Origin of the sequence: Streptomyces sp. Je 1-79 (assembly GCF_025195125.1) — a bacterium.
Classification (GTDB): Bacteria; Actinomycetota; Actinomycetes; order Streptomycetales; family Streptomycetaceae; genus Streptomyces.
Genome location: NZ_JAMGSL010000005.1, coordinates 486,485 through 504,927, shown reverse-complemented (window position 1 = coordinate 504,927; position 18,443 = coordinate 486,485). Strand labels below are relative to the sequence as shown.

12 protein-coding genes are annotated in these 18,443 nt (G+C 73.0%); 8 read left to right on the top strand and 4 right to left on the bottom strand.

Features of this window, described 5'->3' with window-relative positions; translation table 11 throughout:
* The first annotated feature begins 195 nt into the window (after positions 1–195).
* From M5362_RS12835 to M5362_RS12815, 5 genes are all read left to right on the top strand, one after another.
* Positions 196–1,545: an ABC transporter substrate-binding protein gene (locus tag M5362_RS12835; RefSeq protein ID WP_260227592.1), complete on the top strand. Its 1,350-nt coding sequence runs from the start codon at positions 196–198 to the stop codon at positions 1,543–1,545.
* A 238-nt stretch (positions 1,546–1,783) separates the two neighbouring features.
* Positions 1,784–2,782 carry a carbohydrate ABC transporter permease gene (locus M5362_RS12830; RefSeq protein WP_260227591.1) on the top strand — a complete coding sequence of 333 codons (999 nt, stop codon included), beginning with the start codon at positions 1,784–1,786 and terminating at the stop codon, positions 2,780–2,782.
* Positions 2,783–2,786: 4 nt separating this feature from the next.
* Entirely contained in the window at positions 2,787–3,656 is an 870-nt protein-coding gene (locus M5362_RS12825) for a carbohydrate ABC transporter permease (RefSeq protein WP_260227590.1), read from the top strand.
* Between the two features lie 106 nt (positions 3,657–3,762).
* Positions 3,763–5,205 (top strand): GH1 family beta-glucosidase, encoded by a 1,443-nt coding sequence (locus tag M5362_RS12820; RefSeq protein WP_260227589.1) that lies wholly within the window; start codon positions 3,763–3,765, stop codon positions 5,203–5,205.
* Positions 5,206–5,344: 139 nt separating this feature from the next.
* Complete coding sequence (locus M5362_RS12815; protein WP_308354869.1) at positions 5,345–7,114, top strand: VanW family protein; 1,770 nt, start codon at positions 5,345–5,347, stop codon at positions 7,112–7,114.
* Positions 7,115–7,125: 11 nt separating this feature from the next.
* On the opposite strand, the gene M5362_RS12810 is transcribed toward M5362_RS12815, so the two are convergent.
* Complete coding sequence (locus tag M5362_RS12810) at positions 7,126–7,980, bottom strand: class II fructose-bisphosphate aldolase (protein WP_260227588.1); 855 nt, start codon at positions 7,978–7,980, stop codon at positions 7,126–7,128.
* On the bottom strand, positions 7,980–8,939 hold the full coding sequence (locus M5362_RS12805; protein ID WP_374214451.1) for an SIS domain-containing protein: 960 nt from the start codon (positions 8,937–8,939) through the stop codon (positions 7,980–7,982). The genes M5362_RS12810 and M5362_RS12805 overlap by 1 nt, the downstream gene beginning before the upstream one ends.
* A gap of 152 nt (positions 8,940–9,091) precedes the next feature.
* Here M5362_RS12805 and M5362_RS12800 point away from each other — a divergent pair, with 152 nt between their 5' ends.
* Complete coding sequence (locus M5362_RS12800) at positions 9,092–9,892, top strand: DeoR/GlpR family DNA-binding transcription regulator (RefSeq protein WP_260227586.1); 801 nt, start codon at positions 9,092–9,094, stop codon at positions 9,890–9,892.
* A gap of 44 nt (positions 9,893–9,936) precedes the next feature.
* Here M5362_RS12800 and M5362_RS12795 read toward each other — a convergent pair whose 3' ends face one another.
* Positions 9,937–12,000 (bottom strand): phosphocholine-specific phospholipase C, encoded by a 2,064-nt coding sequence (locus tag M5362_RS12795; RefSeq protein ID WP_260227585.1) that lies wholly within the window; start codon positions 11,998–12,000, stop codon positions 9,937–9,939.
* Positions 12,001–12,353: 353 nt separating this feature from the next.
* On the opposite strand from M5362_RS12795, the gene M5362_RS12790 reads away from it, so the two are divergent.
* Positions 12,354–13,982, top strand: a complete 1,629-nt coding sequence (locus M5362_RS12790; RefSeq protein WP_260227584.1) for a serine/threonine-protein kinase — start codon at positions 12,354–12,356, stop codon at positions 13,980–13,982.
* On the top strand, positions 13,979–14,596 hold the full coding sequence (locus M5362_RS12785; protein WP_260227583.1) for a hypothetical protein: 618 nt from the start codon (positions 13,979–13,981) through the stop codon (positions 14,594–14,596). Before M5362_RS12790 ends, M5362_RS12785 begins: the two co-directional genes overlap by 4 nt.
* 31 nt (positions 14,597–14,627) lie before the next feature.
* On the opposite strand, the gene M5362_RS12780 is transcribed toward M5362_RS12785, so the two are convergent.
* Complete coding sequence (locus M5362_RS12780) at positions 14,628–18,311, bottom strand: hypothetical protein (RefSeq protein WP_260227582.1); 3,684 nt, start codon at positions 18,309–18,311, stop codon at positions 14,628–14,630.
* Between the last annotated feature and the right edge of the window lie 132 nt (positions 18,312–18,443).

The window sequence follows — 18,443 nt, the reverse complement described above, 5'->3', positions numbered from 1 at the left end:
CCCCTGCGTCCCGGTGACTGTATCAAGCGTGGGAGCGCTCCCATCTCCACCGTAACGGATTCCGGCCCGCCTCTTGACACCCGTACGCGCCAGGCAGCAACCTTCCGGCGAGACGCAGTGGGAGCGCTCCCACACGGCGAGCCGCGCGGGCCGCACCGAGCCACGCATCGCACCACCCCGGACGAGGAGAGTCGAATGCGCATTTCCAGCACGAGCCGCAGCAGACAGGGACACGGCCGTACCGCGCGCGCCGCGGTCGCCGGGGTCGCCGTCTGCGCCGCCCTGATCACCGGCTGCGGCAGCGACGGCGGTTCCGACGAGGCCGGCGGCGACGGAAAGATCACCCTGCGCATCGGGACCTTCGGCTCCTTCGGCTACGACGACAAGACGGGCGCCAAGCTCTACGCCGAGTACGAGAAGGCGCACCCGAACATCAAGATCGTCGAGTCGAACGTGGCCGACGGTCAGAAGTACTGGGACACCCTCAAGCTGCGGCTCTCCCGCAACAGCGGGCTCGCCGACATCCAGGCCCTCGAGGTCGGCTACGTCGCGGAGGCCACCGGTCCCGCCATGGCGGACAAGTGGGTCGACCTCGGCAAGACCGGCGGCGCGGACCTCGGCGCGTACCTGGACTGGAAGGTCAAGCAGGCCACGACCTCCGACGGCAAGGTCATCGGACTCGGCACCGACATCGGCCCGATGGCCATCTGCTACAACAAGGAGCTCTTCGCGAAGGCCAAGCTGCCCACGGACCGCGCCGCCGTCGGCGCGCTGTGGAAGGGCGACTGGGCCAAGTTCCTGGAGACGGGCAAGGCCTACCAGAAGGCGGCTCCCCCCGGAACGTCCTTCCACGACTCCGCGAGCGGTCTGTTCAACGCCGTCGTCTCCAGCGAGCCGGTGCAGTACGCCGACACCAAGGGCGAGCTGGACTACGAGAACAGCCCGGGCGTGAAGAAGGCCTGGGACACGGCCGTCGCGGCGGCGCAGGGCGGGATCACCGCGAAGCTGCGCCAGTTCGACGAGAAGGGCGCCTGGAACGCGGCGTTCAAGAACTCCACGTTCGCCACGGTCGCCTGCCCGAGCTGGATGACCGGCATCATCAAGGACCAGGCGGGCGCGGCCAACCAGGGCAAGTGGGACATCGCCGCGCCGCCGGTGGCCGGCAACTGGGGCGGCTCGTTCCTCGCCGTGCCCAAGGCGGGCAAGCACGCCAAGGAGGCCGCGGAGCTCGCCGCCTGGCTCACGGCGCCCGCGCAGCACGCCAAGGTCTTCGGGGTGAACGGCAACATCCCCTCGACGAAGGACACGCTCACGTCGGCGACGGTGCAGGACGCGAAGCTGCCCTACTTCGGGGACACCCCCGTCGGCCGGATCTACTCGGAGGCGGCGGCCGGTATCACTCCGGCGCCGATCAGCCGCTGGGACGGCCAGGTGAAGACCTTCCTCACCGACAACGGCATCCTCGACATCGAGCAGCGCGGCACGGATCCGGCGAAGGCCTGGGAGAACGTCGGGAAGCTGATCGAGGACAAGATCGAGCAGTAGCCGGACGCCTGCCCAGGAGCCGCCCGGCGCTCCCCCGCCGGGCGGCCGCCCTCCCCACGACCGCGCGCGGCGTGCCCGTCACCGGCAAGGCCGTGACCAGCACGCCCGTGACCAGCGCGCACGAGCCCCCATCCGGCCGCGCGCTCGCCGCGCCGCACCCGGGCCGTGCCCGCCCCGCGCGCCGTCCCCGCACCGACCGCGCACCGCGCATCCGTACCGATTCCGAAGGGACGCCCCCGTGGCCACCTCCCTCCGGGCGGCGGCCGACGGCTCGCCGCCGCCCGCCCCGCCCGCCCCCGCCCTTCCCCCACCCCCGCCGCCGCGCGGAACCCTGCGCAGCCGGCTGTACCGGTGGGACCTGCGGTTCAGCCCGTACGCCTTCGTCGCGCCGTTCTTCCTCACCTTCGCCGCCTTCGGCCTCTTCCCACTGATCTACACGGGCTGGCTCTCGCTGCACCGGGTGGAGCTCGGCGGTGAGGCGGAGTGGCGGGGCCTGGACAACTACACCTCCCTCGCGGACAGCGAGTTCTTCTGGAACGCGCTCGGCAACACCTTCACCATCGGTGTCGTGTCGACCGTGCCCCAGCTGCTGATGGCGCTCGGGCTGGCCCATCTGCTCAACTACCGGCTTCGCGCCCGGGGTTTCTTCCGGGTCGCGGTCCTCGCTCCGTACGCCACCTCGATCGCGGCGGCGACCCTCGTCTTCGCCCAGCTCTTCAACACCGACTACGGCCTGATCAACACCGTCCTCGGCTGGGTCGGCTTCGAGCCGGTGGACTGGGAGTCCTCCAAGTGGCCCGCCCAGATCGCGATCTCGACGATCGTCACCTGGCGCTGGACGGGCTACAACGCGCTCATCTATCTGGCGGCCATGCAGGCCGTACCGAAGGATCTGTACGAGGCGGCGGCGCTGGACGGGGCCTCCCGGTGGCGGCAGTTCCTCAGCGTGACGATCCCGTCGATCCGCCCGACGATCCTCTTCACGATCGTGGTCTCCACGATCGGTGCCACCCAGCTGTTCGGCGAACCGATGATCTTCGGCGGCAGCCTCGGCATCAGCGGCGGCAGCGGCAACCAGTTCCAGACGCTGAGCCTGCTGATGTACGAGAAGGGGTGGGTGACCGGCGCCCTTGGCCAGGCGTCCGCCATCGCCTGGGTGATGCTGCTGCTCCTGCTGGTGATCGGGGCCGTCCGCACGCTCCTCGCCCGGGCGAACCGCAAGAAGCTGGGGGCCTGACCTCATGTCACATCCACGTCTCCGTCTCCGCCCCCGCCCGCCGGCCGGTGACCAGCACCGGGCGGGTCCGCTGACCTACGTCCTGCTCGGCCTGGCCGCGCTGGTCTCGCTCTTCCCGCTGTACTGGAACCTCGTCGCCGCCTCCCACTCGGGCGAGCGGGTCGTCTCTCCCCCGGCTCCGCTGCTGCCGGGCCCCCGGCTCTTCGACAACCTCTCGTTCGCCTGGAACCAGGTGGACATGGGCGAGGCGCTGGTCAACACGACGGTCGTGGCGGGCCTGGTGGCGCTCTCCACCGTGCTCTTCTCCACCCTGGCCGGCTTCGCCTTCGCCAAACTGCCCTTCAAGGGGCGGGGCGCGATGCTGGCGCTCGTCGTGGCGACCATGACGATCCCGCCGCAGCTGAGCGTGATCCCGCTGTACCGGATCATCACCGACCTGGGCTGGGTCGACCAGCTCCAGTCCGTCGTCCTGCCCTCCCTGGTCGCCGCGTTCGGCGTGTTCTTCATGCGCCAGTACCTGATCGAGGCGCTGCCCGTGGAGCTGGTGGAGGCGGCCCGGGTGGACGGCGCGCACAGCCTGCGGATCATCTGGCACGTGGTCTTCCCGGTCGCCAGGCCAGCGATGGCGGTGCTCGGCATGCTGGTGTTCGTGCAGGCCTGGAACGACTTCTTCTGGCCGTTCATCGCGCTCACCCCGGACGGCAGTCCCACGCTCCAGGTGGCCCTGGCCGGTCTGGGCGCGGGCAACCACACCGTCGACCAGTCGATCGTGCTGACCGGCGCGCTGATCTCCACCCTGCCGCTGCTGCTGGTCTTCGCCGTGCTCGGCAAGCACATCGTGGGCGGCATCACCACGGGCGCGGTCAAGAGCTGACCCGGGGTCACGAGCCGGCCCGCGGGCCTCGACCCGACCCGCGGACCGGCGGCCGACCCCTGCCACCCGTTTCCCCTTCGTCCCTCTCACCCGGGAGCACTTCCGCATGACCGCGACAGACCCCCGACCGCTCACGACGGTCCGTCAGTTCCCGCCCGGCTTCCTGTGGGGCGCCGCCACCGCCGCGTACCAGATCGAGGGAGCGGCGGCCGAGGACGGCCGTACGCCGTCGATCTGGGACACCTTCTCGCACACCCCGGGCAAGGTCTTCGAGGGCCACACCGGCGATGTGGCGATCGACCACTACCACCGCTTCCGGGACGACGTCCGGATGATGGCCGACCTCGGCCTGAGTGCCTACCGGTTCTCGGTGTCGTGGCCGCGCGTCCAGCCCACCGGCCGCGGACCGGCCGTCCAGAAAGGCCTGGACTTCTACCGCCGGCTCGTCGACGAGCTGCTCGCGGCCGGCATCGAGCCGGTCGCCACGCTCTATCACTGGGATCTGCCGCAGGAGCTCGAGACGGCGGGCGGCTGGCCCGAGCGGGCCACGGCCGAGCGGTTCGGCGCGTACGCGGCGCTGGTCGGCGAGGCGCTCGGAGACCGGATCACCCGCTGGACCACCCTCAACGAGCCCTGGTGCACCGCCTTCCTCGGCTACGGCTCCGGGGTCCACGCCCCCGGCCGCACCGACCCCGTCGCGGCCCTGCGCGCCGCCCACCACCTGAATCTGGGCCACGGGCTCGCGGCTCAGGCGCTGCGCTCCGCGCACCCCGCGCAGGCGAAGGTCTCGATCAGCCTGAACCTGCACGAGATCCGGCCGCTCACCTCGTCGGCGGAGGACCGGGAGGCCGCCCGTCGGATCGACGCCGTCGGCAACCGGGTCTTCCTGGGTCCTCTTCTCGACGGCGCGTACCCGGAGGACCTCCTCGCCGACACCGCCGCCCTCACCGACTGGGCGTTCGTACGGGACGGGGACACGGCGACGATCGGCCGGCCGCTGGACTCGCTGGGCATCAACTACTACACGCCGACGGTGGTGTCGGCGGTCACCGAGGGGATGGCGAAGCCGCAGGACGACGGGCACGGGGCGAGCGAGCACTCCCCCTGGCCCGGCGCCGACGACGTGGCCTTCCACCGGGCTCCGGGCGAACCCACGGCGATGGGCTGGGCGGTGGACCCGAACGGGCTGTACGAGCTGCTGACCCGGGTCTCCGCCCGCTACCCGGACCTGCCGCTGCTGATCACGGAGAACGGCGCCGCGTACGAGGACGAGGTCGGTGCGGACGGAACGGTCCACGACCCCGACCGGATCGCCTACGTGCACGGTCATCTCGCGGCCGTGCACCGGGCCGTCGCCGACGGTGCGGACGTCCGCGGCTACTTCCTCTGGTCGCTCATGGACAACTTCGAGTGGGCGTACGGCTACGCGAAGCGGTTCGGCGCGGTCCACGTCGACTACACGTCGCTCGCCCGTACCCCGAAGTCGAGCGCGCACTGGTACGCGCGCGTGGCACGGTCGAACGAGCTGGTGGACCCGGCCGAGAGCTGAGCGCGAGCCGTCCCGGGTACCGGCCCCGTACCGCGGTACGAGCATCGTCCCAGGTCAGAGCCTTACGACGTGCGCCGGGCACCCGCCCGGCGTAACGTCGCCGATGGATCTCGGGTGACCCGACCCACCGGGAGGCCGTGTGCGCGACTCCAGCGACTCCAGGCACGAGGACGACGCGACGCCGTCGTCCTCTCGCGGTCGGCGCGTACGCGTCGCGGTGACGGCGGCCGGAGTGGCTCTCCTCGCCGTCGGCGGGCTGTACGCGGCAGGTCTCGTCGCCACGGGGGACGAGATATCCGAGGGCACCCGGGTGGACGGCGTGGACATCGGCGGGATGAGCCGCCAGGAGGCGCGGGCGAAGCTGACCTCGGCGGCGCCCGCGTCCTGGACCGCGCCGATGCCGGTGCGGATCGGGGCGAGCACCGGCACGGTCGATCCGGCCGCGGCGGGACTGGGCGTCGACGTGGCGGAGACCGTCGAGAAGGCGGCCGATCCCGCGCGTGATCCGGTGACCGTGATCGGCCGGCTGTTCTCCTCGCAGGAGCGGGACATCGAACCGGTCGTCGACTTCGACGAGGCCGAGGCCCGGGCGGCGATGGTGGAGACGGCCCGCACGTACGACCGTTCGACCGTCGAGGGCGCCGTCTCCTTCGAGGACGGCCAGGCGGTGACCGTCCAGGCCCGCGACGGGCAGAAGCTGGACGTCGACGCCGCCGTGGACACGCTGCGCGCGAACTACCCCGAGCCCGAGGGCCCGAACCCGGTGACGCTGCCGACCGCCGTCTCCGCGCCCAAGGTCGGCGAGGCCGAGACGGCCCGCTTCCTCAACACCTTCGGGACGCCGGCGATGTCCGGGCCCGTCACGCTCACCGTCGACGGGGAGAGCCTGCGGATCACGCCGACCACCCTCGGTGCCCATCTGACGGTGAAGGCGGACGACGAGGGCCGGCTCGTCCCCACCCTCGACGAGAAGGCGCTCATCGCCGATCCGGTGGTGGCGCGCCCGCTCGACCGGGTCGCCACCGGCCCGGTCGAGGCGCGGCTGGGGGTGGAGAACGGCCGGGTGGTGGTGCTCGCGGACGGCCGGCCGGGGCACGAGGTGACCGCGAAGGCCCTCGGGGACGCGGTCATGCCGCTGTTGCCGAAGCGCGGCGACGCGGCGCGGACCGGCCCGGTGGCCACGGAGCTGATCCAGCCGGTGCTGACCCGGAAGTCCGTGGCGGAGATGGGGATCAAGGAGCAGATGTCGACGTTCACGGTCGACTTCCCTCCCGCGCCCTACCGCACGACCAACATCGGCCGGGCGGTCGAGCTGATCAACGGCTCGCTGGTGAGGCCGGGCGAGGTCTGGAGCTTCAACCGGACCGTCGGGGAGCGCACCAAGGCCAACGGTTTCGTGGACGGCACGATGATCCTGGACGGGCAGTACCACTCGGCGCCGGGCGGCGGGGTCTCCGCCGTGGCGACCACGGTCTTCAACGCGATCTTCTTCGCGGGGGTGAAGCCGGTGGAGTACGGCGCGCACTCCTTCTACATCGAGCGGTACCCGCCGGGCCGGGAGGCGACCGTGGCCTGGGGCACGCTCGACCTGAAGTTCCGCAACAACTCCGACGCCTGGATCTACATCAGGGCGAGCTCCACCGACTCCTCGGTGACCGTCAGCTTCCTCGGCACGAAGAAGTACGACGCCGTGGAGGCGGTGGAGGGTCCCCGCACCAACCTGACCGAGCCCGCCGAGCGGACGGGCACCGGTCCCAGGTGCGAGCCGCAGCCTCCGCTGGAGGGCTTCGACATCACCGTGGACCGGGTGTTCCGCGACGGCGGGGCGGAGGTCGGCCGGGAGACCTTCCGTACGCACTACACCCCGCGCGACCGCGTCACGTGCGAGGACGCGGAGGAGAGCGAGTAGGTGCGCGTCGCTCAGGTGCGCACGAGGGGTGCCTCGGCCGCGAGCACGTGGAGCAGGTGGGTCACCGCCTCCGCGACGGCCGTACGGGCCGGGCCGAGGTAGCGGCGGGGGTCGACGGTCGAGGCGTTCTCCCCCAGGTGGGTCCGTACGGCGCCGGTGAAGGCCTTGTTGAGGTGTGTGGCGACGTTCACCTTGGTCATCCCCGCGCCGACGGCGCGGCCGAGGTCCACGTCCCCGACGCCCGACGAGCCGTGCAGGACGAGGGGTACGTCCACGGCCTCCCGCAGCCGCGACACGAGGTCGAGGTCGAGGACGGCGTCCCGGGTGAGCATCGCGTGGGAGCTGCCGACGGCGACGGCGAGGGCGTCGACCCCGGTGGCGGCGACGAACGCGCGTGCCTCGTCCGGGTCGGTGCGCACGCCGGGGGCGTGGGCACCGTCCTTGCCGCCCACCTCGCCGAGTTCGGCCTCCACCCAGACGCCCTCGCCGTGGCAGTGGGCGGTCATCTCGCGGGTGGCGGCGACGTTCTCCTCGTACGGGAGGGTCGAGGCGTCGAACATGACGGAGCCGAAGCCGAGGGCGACCGCCTCGCGGACGAGTTCGGTCGACTCGGCGTGGTCGAGGTGGACCGCGACCGGGACGGCCGCGCGGCGCGCGATGGCCAGGGTCGCGAGGCCGATGGGCTCCAGGGAGCCGTGGTAGCGGGCGGTGTTCTCGCTGATCTGGAGGATCACGGGACGGCCCGCGGCCTCGGCGCCCGCGACGATGGCCTGCGCGTGCTCGATCTGGATCACGTTGAACGCCCCGGCGCCGGCGTTCCGTTCGCGGGCCTCGACGACGATCTCGCCGGTGCTGGTGAGCGGCATCAGCTCTCCTCCGTCCCGCCGGTGGTGAGGACCACGGACCGGGTGAGGTTGCGCGGCCGGTCCGGGTTCTGTCCCTGGGCCTCGGCGAGCAGGACGGCGAGCCGCTGGGCGCGGACGAGGTCGGCCATCGGGTCGAGCTCCGCCTCGGCCTCGCCCGACTCCGCGACGAGGGTGCCGCCGACACGGGCCACGTCGTCGGCGAGGCCGGCGGGCACGGGGCCGAACGACCAGGCGACGCGGCCGGGTGCGGTGATGCTGATGGGTCCGTGCCGGTACTCCATGGCCGGGTAGGCCTCGGTCCAGGCGCCCGCGGCCTCGCGCATCTTCAGGCCCGCTTCGAGGGCGAGGCCGTAGGTCCAGCCGGTGCCGAGGAAGGTGTACTGCTCGGCGCCCGTGATCTCGGCGGCGAGGGGTTCGGCGACGGCGCGCTCGGCGTCCTTGGCCGCCCGCTCGACGGTACGCACGCCCGGCGGCAGGGCGTCCTCGTCCTCCAGGTGCGCGCGGAGCAGGGCGAGGGCGGTGGTGGCGAAGCGGGTCTGGACCACCGACTCCTCGTCGGCGAAGTCGAGGACGGCCACGGCGTCGGCGGCCGTCATGACGGGGGTCGCGGGGTCGGCGGTGAGGGCGCCGGTGGCGACGGTCCCCTTGACCCGGCGGAGCAGGTCGAGCACCTCGGTCGTGGTGCCGGAGCGGGTGATCGCCAGGATCCGGTCGTAGCGGCGGCCGAGCGGGAACTCGGAGGCGGCGAAGGCGTCGGTCTCGCCGTGACCGCCGCTCTCCCGGAGCTGGGCGTAGGCCTGGGCGATGAACCACGAGGTGCCGCAGCCGACGACGGCGACGCGCTCGCCGCGCACCGGGAGCGCCGCGCGGTGCTGGGGCAGGGTCTCGGCGGCCTTGCGCCAGGAGTCGGGCTGGGAGGCGATCTCGGCGGCGGTACGGGAGGGTCCCGAAGTGGGCACGTGCGGCTCCTTCACAGACATGTGATGCTCGCTTCTGCTCGTAACAGATTATTTTCGAGCAACTTCGAGCATCGGCAACTGTGCGTAGTATCCATCAGCCGGAGCTCGGGGTCCAGGGCCCACGGCGTGCGCGCGGCGCTAAAATCGCGATCATGTCGAAGCACGAGCGGTGGAACACGCTCCTCGAACTGCTCGCCTCCACCGGCAGGCTGGAGGTCGAGGAGGCAGCCGCCACGCTCGACGTCTCCCCCGCCACGATCCGCCGGGACCTGGACGAACTCGCCGAGCAGCGGCTTCTCGTCCGTACCCGCGGCGGAGCCGTGCCCCACGGGGTCTCGTACGAACTGCCGTTGCGCTACAAGTCCTCCCGGCACGCCTCGGAGAAGCAGCGCATCGCCGCGGCGGTGGCGGAGCTCGTCCACGAGGGCGAGGTGCTGGGGCTCAACGGCGGGACGACGACCACCGAGGTGGCGCGGGCGCTCGCCCTGCGCTTCGGCGCCGGCCGGCCCGAGTCACCGGGAACGCCGGCCGCACCCGCGCTGACCGTGGTGACCAACGCGCTCAACATCGCCGGCGAGCTGGCCGTGCGACCGCAGATCAAGATCGTCGTCTCGGGGGGTGTCGCCCGGCCGACCACGTACGAGCTGGTCGGCCCGCTGGCCGCCGGAGTCCTGAACGAGGTCGTGCTCGACGTCGTCGTCCTCGGTGTCGACGGCATCGACCCCGAGCTGGGGATCATGGCGCACCACGAGGACGAGGCGGGCATCAGCCGGCTGTTCGCCGAGCGCGCGAGCCGGGTCGTCGTGGTCACGGACTCCTCGAAGATGGGGCGGCGCGCCTTCGCCCGGATCTGCGGACTCGACCGCGTCGACGTGCTGGTCACCGACGCGGCCGTCCCGGCGGAGGCGGTGCGGCGGCTCGCCGACGCCGACGTACGGGTCATCACCGTCTGACGACCGGCCCACCGCCACCGCCCCCTCCACCGGTCCTGGCTCCGTCAGCCGGTGATGATCCCCGGGTCGCTGACACCCGGCGCGCCGTTCTCGACGTGGCCCGCGAAACGCCGCAGGAAGGTGCCGTTCCCGCTGGAGACGACCGACAGGTCGTACCACCGCTTGCTGGCGCGCAGATCCACCGTGTGCTTCACGGTCGCGCCCTTGGCCACCGCGACGCGCTGCGACCGGCCGCCGTAGGCGGGGGCGTCGGTGACCGTGAGGGTGACGGCGGCGGCACCGGTGTTCGTCATGGTCAGGACGACGTTGCCGGTGGCGGCGTCATGACGGGCCGTCACCTCCGGTCCCGCGGTCTTGCCCGGTCCCCTGAAGGTGCGCAGGAATCCGTTGGGGCCGGAAACCGTGAGGTCGTACACCCCGGAGGAGTACGTGGTGTTCCACGTGTCGGCGATGCTCCTGCCGGCCGACGCCGTGTAGGTCCACGGACCGTCGGTGCGGTTCGGCGCGGTGATGTGGAAGAAGGCCCCGGCCCTGGCGCCCGCACCGAAGGTGAGCGTGAAGCGGCCGGTCGACGGGGTCGCCGTGCCGTCCACGTACAGCTCGTACGGCAGCGCCCTCGCCGGTCGCGCTCCCGGCTCCTGGACGGGCAGGGCCCCGTTGGCCGGCGGCTTCGGCACGTAGCTGGGGTGCCGGTCCTTGTCCGGCGGCTCGTAGCCCGAGGTGTCCGGCAGCGCCGCGGGCGTGGTGTCCTCAAGACCGAAGTCGAAGGCGGAGGTCAGATCACCGCAGATGGCCCGCCGCCAGGGCGAGATCTGCGGCTCCCGCACCCCGAAGCGTCGCTCCATGAACCGGATGATCGAGGTGTGGTCGAAGACCTCGGAGCAGACGTAACCGCCCTTGCTCCAGGGCGAGACGACCAGCATAGGCACCCGCTGGCCGAGTCCGTAGGCACCGGCGGCGTAGCCCGCGTTCCCGGAGAAGTGGTCGAGGGAGGTGTCGACGGTGGAGAGCCCCTGGGAGGCGGAGGCCGGCGGGTAGGGCGGAACGACGTGGTCGAAGTACCCGTCGTTCTCGTCGTACGTGATGAAGAGCGCGGTCCTGCTCCACACCTCCGGGTTGGAGGTCAGCGCGTCGAGGACCTGGGAGATGTACCAGGCGCCGTAGTTCGCCGGGAAGTTCGGGTGCTCGGTGAAGGCCTCGGGCGCGGCGATCCAGGAGATCTGCGGCAGCCGGTCGGCGGCGACGTCGGCCCGCAGGATGTCGAAGAATCCGTCGCCCTTCGACGCGTCGGTGCCGGTGCGGGCCTTGTCGTACAGCGGGTTGCCCGGCTGGGCGTTGCGGTACTTGTTGAAGTAGAGCAGCGAGTTGTCGCCGTAGTTGCCCCGGTAGGCGTCGTCGATCCAGCCCCAGTGGCCGGCGGCGTTCAGACCGTCGCCGATGTCCTGGTAGATCTTCCAGGAGATCCCGGCCTGTTCGAGCCGCTCGGGGTACGTCGTCCAGTCGTACCCCCGCTCCTCGTTGCCGAGGACCGGTCCGCCGCCCGTACGGTCGTTGCCGGTGTGGCCGGTCCACATGTAGTAGCGGTTGGGGTCCGTGGCGCCGATGAAGGAGCAGTGGTACGCGTCGCAGACGGTGAACGCGTCGGCCAGCGCGTAGTGGAACGGGATGTCGTTCCGGTTCAGGTACGCCATGGTGCCGGCGGACTTGGCGGGGATCCACTGGTCGTACCTGCCGTTGTTGAAGGCCTTGTGACCGCCCGCCCAGTCGTGGTTGAGCCCGGCGATGAACTGCATGCCGAGGTCCTCGGCCGTCGGATGGTAGGGGAGCACGGTCTTGGCGCCGTCCTGCTGGTGCCAGACCGACTTGCCGCTGGGCAGGGTGACGGGGCGCGGGTCGCCGAAGCCGCGGACACCCTTCAGGGCGCCGAAGTAGTGGTCGAAGGAACGGTTCTCCTGCATCAGCACGACGATGTGCTCGACGTCCGCGAGAGTGCCGGAGGTGCGGGCGGCGGGGATGGCGGCCGCCCGGGCGATGCTGCTGTCGAGCGCGGCGAAGCCGGCGGTGGCACCCGCTATCTGCAGGAAGCGGCGCCGGTTGAGTTCGGTCATGGGTCTGAGCACCTCTGAGGATTCCGGTGGGGGGACGGCGGTCCGAGCGAGCCCAAGATCAGGGAGTGAGGGGGCGGGTACGTGTCGACGACGCGTGGGGGCGCGGTACAGGACATGAACGCGGAACGGAGCGGACGTCCCCACGGCGGGAAACACCGTAGGGTCCGGCGCCGCGTCACCGAAGGCGGTCGACGAAGAGTCCATGGAGTCGCACGAGAAGTCCATGGGGTCGCTCGGCACGTCCGTACGCCGCCCGTACGCCGCCCTCGCGCCGCCCGCTCCCCGCCCGCGCGCCCTTGCCGGGAACCGGTCGTGGCCGGAATCTGTCCCCGTTGAGGAGGAGTGGGGGCGGGATGAACGCATGGGTGGTGCCCGGATACACGGAGTCCCGGGAGCTGGGCTCGGGCGGCAGCGGACGGGTGGTGCTGGCGGTCCACGACGCGACGGGTGTCCCGGTCGCCGTCAAGTACCTCGGCGAGCGCCTGCGCACGGATCCCGCCTTCGTCCGGGGATTCCGGGCGGAGGCACGGCTGCTCGCCGCACTCGACACTCCGCACGTGGTCGGTCTGTACGAGTACGTGGAGTCGCCGTGGGGCGCGGCGATCGTCATGGAGCTGGTCGACGGGGTCGCCCTGCGCGCGCTGCTGGCCCGTGAGGGCGCCACCGGCCCCGAGGCGGCGCTCGTGGTGCTCAAGGGCTCGCTCCTCGGCCTGGCCGCCGCGCACCGGGCCGGGGTCGTGCACCGGGACTACAAGCCGGAGAACGTCCTGGTCGCGGCCGACGGCTCGTCCACCCTCGTGGACTTCGGCATCGCCACGGACCACGGCAGCAGGCCGGGGGTCGCGGGCACCCCCGCGTACATGGCGCCCGAGCAGTGGAACGGCGAGCCCGCGTCACCGGCCGCCGACGTGTACGCGGCGACCGCGACGTTCTTCGAGTGTCTGACCGGACGCAAGCCGTTCACCGGACAGAACATCGCCGAGCTGGCGCTCCAGCACCTCGACGCGCCCGTTCCGGACACCGAGGCCCCGGAACCGCTGCGTCCGCTGATCCGGCGCGGCCTCGCGAAAGCTCCGGGGCAGCGCCCCGAGCACGCGACGGCGTTCGTGGCGGAGCTCGAATCGGTCGCCACGGCCGCCTACGGGCCCGACTGGGAGGAGCGCGGGCGGCGCAGGCTCGCCGCACTCGCCGCACTCCTGCCGCTGCTGTTCCCCTCTTCCGGCGGTGAGCCGGCCACCGGCACGACCGCGCTGGCCAGGACCACCCTGCCCCGTCCGGCGGGTCGCGGCCGCCGGCTGTGGCCGGAGCTCGTCGTCCCGGCCGGAGTCACCGCGCTGATCCTCGCCCTCCTGGCGGCCGTCGCCGCCCGGGCCGGTGACGAGGGAGGCGGCACGACGGCCGAGTCCTTCGCCACCACGAGCACGCTGCCGACCGCCTCGGAGTCCCCGACCGCCGCGCCCACGAGCACGCCGTCGCCCGAAGCCACGCCTTCCGTGTCCGAGGAGGCGACACCGTCGAGCACTCCGACGACGACCCTCCCGGTACCGACGACGACGCCGACGCCTGTGGCCACGCCGACGACGCCCGTGCCGACGACGGACCCGCCGACCACCCCTCCGACCCCACCGCCCACCACTGCGCCCACGACGCCTCCGGTCGGTGTGAAGGCGGTCTCCGTCACCGCGCTGCGGCAGACGGGTCCGAGCACGGCGGAAGCCTCCTTCGACGTCGTGACGGACGGGACCGGGCCGGTGGTCCTCCACCTCTCCTGGTCCACGGCCGACGGCAAGGGCGAGGCGGGGGTGTCCGACGGCTCCGAGAGCCTGCGGCGGAGCGGGGCGACCCGGTACACGATCACGGTGACGCACACCTTCCGGGGTGGCGGCTGCTACTGGGGCGTCCGGGCGACCACGGACCCGGCCCCCGCGAACGGCGGGTCCACCCGACAGATCCTCACCAGGCGGGGGTGCCCGGTCTCATGAACGATCGCGACGCGAACGACGAGTACAGCGCCACGGTCCTCGGCAGTCACTGGTTCGAAGGACCCGCGCAGGACGCGCCGCCGGACCGGGTGGAGGGCGAGGTCCTCCGCTTCGGCCCCGGGGTCACCCCGGCGCTGCGGCAACGCATGGCCGGCGGCCCGACCACCGCGCAGATCTGGCACGCTCCTGCGCCCGTGGCCCCGCCTCGCCGCCGCAGGACACTCCGCCGCTACGCCCTGCCCGCCGCCCTCCTGCTCGCCGTACTGGCCTTCCTGGCCTGGCAGCGACTCGGGCCCGAGGTCGCGGTGCGAGGCGTGACGGTCGCCGCCCCCGCACGGCCGCCCGGCTGCGACGGCACCGCCGACCTCGTGGCGGTGGTCGAGACCGACGGGCGGCCCGGCACCGTCACGTACCGCTGGGAACGGAGCGACGGCACCACGTCCGGGCTGCTGCGGGAACGGCTCGCCCGCCATCAGACACAGGCGCGCCTGCACCTGCTGTGGACGTTCCACGGACCCGGCGAACACCGGGCGACGGCCCGGCTCGTCGTCGTCTCACCGACCCGGCACACCGCCGAGACCCGCTTCACGTACCGCTGCGGCGAGCCGGTCTAGGCCCTGCCGTCGGCGCCGCGGGCCCACCGGGCTACGGGCCGGACAGCAGCTCGGGCGTGGGGCGGGCCGGTGTCTGCTGGACGGCCGGATCGGTGAGACGGGCGTGGACGCCCCGCCAGGCGTCGGGGTCGTCGCCGAGCCGCTCGGCCACCAGCCGGGCGACCTCTCCCAGGGCGACGCCCACCTCCTCGGGCGCATCCGAGCGGCGGCGGGCGCGGCCCAGATAGCTCAGGACGACGGCTGCCGGCGCGGCCTCCCGGACGAGGTCCCTGCCGGTCAGCCGACCGGTCCGCAGCAGGTGGTCCAGCAGGGCGTCCACGGGACCGCGTCCGTACCCGCCGACGCCGTGGCGGGCGCGGGCCACGGTCACCTCGCGATCCGAGGAGACGTCGAGCGCCGACAGCCGGTGGAGGTGCTCGGCGTTGCGGATCCGGAAGTCCCGCGGAGCCGTGGGGTGGCGGACGACGGCTACCCAGGAGGGGAGGGGGTCCCGCGCGTGCTCGGCCTCCAGCGCCTCCCAATCCGGGGTGCCCGGGGTGCTGTCGAGGAGGGAGCGGGTCTGCGCGTGCGTACGGGACTTCCGCAGCCGCTTCGCGAGGCGTTCGGGCGCCAGTTCCTTCGCGGCCCGGGCCGCGAGGACCGAGTCCGGGTCGTCGCTGGCCAGCGCCTTCTGACAGAGGCGGGTGGCGGCGGCCCCGAGCCGTCCGCTCTCCGCCAGCGCGGCCAGTCGGCGAGGTCCGCCGTGGCGCAGTAGGTTCAGCGCGCCCACGAGTTGCTGGGCCGCCGTCAGGTGCTTGCCGGCCCTGTCGAAGACGAGCTCGATGAGGTCCGGCTCGGCCGATTCGAGCCATGGCGTGCGCCCGCCGGGGAGTTCGGCGAGGGGATCGGCGCGCAGCTCGGCGGCGAGGCGTGGCGCGAGCACGCCCGGGCGCACGGCGACGCGTCGGCACAGCTCAGGGTCGCCGTTGCCGCGGAGGACGGCGAGGTCCACGTCGGGGTCGGCGAGGTCGAGGAGCCGGTGCAGGCATGCGGGGTCGAGCCACCGGGACTGCTCCGAGAGCACCGTCAGGGCCGCTCGGTCACGGTGGTCGACCAGGTACGCGAAGGGGGTGCGCTCGGTCGCGCGGGACCGGAGGACGAACGCGGCCAGCATCCACGGCCCGTCGGGGCCGACGCGGGCCATCACCGCGGCCAGGGCGACGGGCCCCGCCACGCAGAGCAGGGTCCCCAGCGGCCACGCCCACAGATGGTTGCCACGGGCGAGCAGCCGCACCGCCGACTCGGGCGAGGTGGGCGGCTCCGTGGGGGCGAACGTCGAGGCATGGCCGAGGGGTGCGCGCGCCTCCGCCACGGTGTCGGCGGCGCGGTGGGTGTCGAGCCGCGACCGGTCGAGGAGTTCGGGCCAGGTGGGGCCGGCGGGGCGGCCGGTCCCGGCGTCGTCCGCCGCCTCCATCGACCGTCGGGCGGTGGCGGCGAGCCGCAGCCAGGCGTCCGCGTCCGTCCCCAGCTCGCGCTCCAGGAACGTGGCGAGGGAGCGCCGCCACGCCGCGGGGAAGGCCAGTTCGGCCCAGTCGTGGGGCAGGCGCAGGAGGTGGGCGGCCGGGAGGTGGTGGAGCAGGTCGTCGGCCCGCACGATGCCGTGCAGGTAGGCCGGTTCGGCGATGCGGGCGAGGGAACCGGCCTCCGGTGTCTCCGCCATCCGTGCGAGAGCGTCCGCGCGGGTGGGGGTGCGGCACCGGTGCGCGAGGTCGTTCAGCCCTTGCGCCAGGCATGCCTCGTACAGCCAGTCGGGGTGGCGCCGGCCGGGCACGTCGTCCCTGGTGTGAGCGGCCAGCCTGCGCAGGACCACCGGGTCGTCCGGCAGGGGCGCCGTGCCGGGCACGGCCAGGGAGCGCAGCAGGTCGATCGCGCCGAGCGCGGCGCGTGCTCGCTCACCGACGGGTTCCTGGCCCCGCTGCTCGGACAGGGGCGTCGGCGGTACGGACGGCACGCCAAGGCCCACTCCCCCGTCCGGTACAGGCTGTGGGGGGCCGGCGGGTGGCTCGGCGTCCGGCGTGGGCACGCTCCCGGCGCGAGGCACGTCCGTGCCCGCGTCCGTCCGGCTCGGCGTCGGCTGCCGGACGGTCGCGGCCGCCCGTGCCGCCTCCGCGCCGGCCTCCCTCACGGCCTCCCGCAGCGTCCCCGGGTGACCGGGAAGGTTCCGCAGCAGGGTCGCGACGGCCTCGGGGCTAGCTGCCAGATTCTCCTCGTACAGCGCGGTGAGCGTGTTCCTGGCCGTACCCGTGTCCAGGTCCCGGTCCGCCACGGCGCGGAGCGCCTCCGCGGCGCGGGCGGCCGGCCGGGCCGTCGTGACCAGCTCGGCGGGGTCGAGCAGTCCCGCTTCGACCACGCCGACGGCCCATTCGGCGGCGGACTCGTCCAGCGGCTCCTCGGCCAGGCGGCGGTGCGGTGGGGTGAGGTTGCCTGCGACGCGGCCTCCGGCCCGCCATGGACCGTTGAGCAGGGTCAGCCGGAACTCCGCGCGCTCGACGTCGGTCGCGTCCTCGTGACGGAGCAGCTCCTCCGCCGCCTTCGGCATGAAGGGGCTCGTCCGGTTGGCCGACGCCAGTGCGCGGAAGTCATGGGTGTACGGCTCGTTCAGAAGATCGCGCAGGGTGCTCGTGCCACGGGAGACGCCGAGGAGGCGTGGCAGCACGGCCGGGTCCTCGTACGGCTCGCCCGCGGCACGCAGCCGAAGCGTCGCGTCCGCGCCTTCGAGTGCGTCGGCGATCTCGGCGCGGATCACCGGGTGCACATGCGGTACGACGGCCGGGTCGGCGAGCATGGTGCGCACGGCGTCGGCACCCCGGCACTCCAGGACCCGCAGCAAGGCGTGGCGCTGCGCCACCTTGCGTACGCCCCAGGTCAGAGCCTGTGTGACGAGCGGCGGATCGCCGCTGACGAGCAGGGGTGCGGTCCGGCTTCGTGAGGCGGCGCCTGCGGACGACAGCAGCTCCGCCCTGAGCGCGTCCTCCAGGGCGACGTGGCCCCGCGCGTGGGCGTGGACGACCGTGCGGCGCAGCGACGGGGTGCAGCGGTTGTTGCGGTAGACGGCCGCGTTCACCTTCGGATCGTCCGCGGCGACCAGCTGCTTCAGGACCCGCGCGTCGATCCGGGGGTGCCGGGCCAGCGCGGTGCGGGACCGGCTGTCCCCGTGGAGAAGGACGGCGGAGGTCAGCGAGGGGCCGGGAAGGGAGCCGCCCGCAAGGATCGTTTCCAGCGTCCGGTCCGGCAGTGCGGTCAGCGCGGCCGCCGCGTATGCGGGCCTCGCCTGCTCCAAGAGCAACGCCATGGTGTCGCAGACCGACGTGGGCGGGAGCCGGTCCGCCGCGACCTCACTCGGCTCCGGCAGCGCGGCGAGCAGCTCCGGCAGCGTGTCGGGTGAGGTGGTGAGGGCATCGTGCAGCCGGCGCCAGCGCGCCTCGGACCCCGCGAGGTGGCGCTCTGTCAGCTCGCTCAGCAGCACGGCGGCGGCGCTCGTCGGCGGCAGGGCGTGGGAGAGACTTGCTGCCAGGCGACGGGCGGGGCGCGTCGACCGGACCCGGGCGACGGCCACGCTGTCGTCGGTCGCGCCCGCCGCGACCGCCGCGCCCTCGTCGGCCGGGCCCACCGGGCCGGCCCATTCGACGAACAGACGGCGCAGTTCGGCCGGAGCGGCCGTGAGCGTACCGGACATGCTCTTCTTCCCCCTCGCGACCATGTGCGACGAGGATCATTCCAGCACGAGGGTCCGACAGTGCCGCTCCGGCTCGGTGGCCGGGTCGTGCGTTTGACGACAGCCCGGCACGGGGCTGCACTGGAATCATGG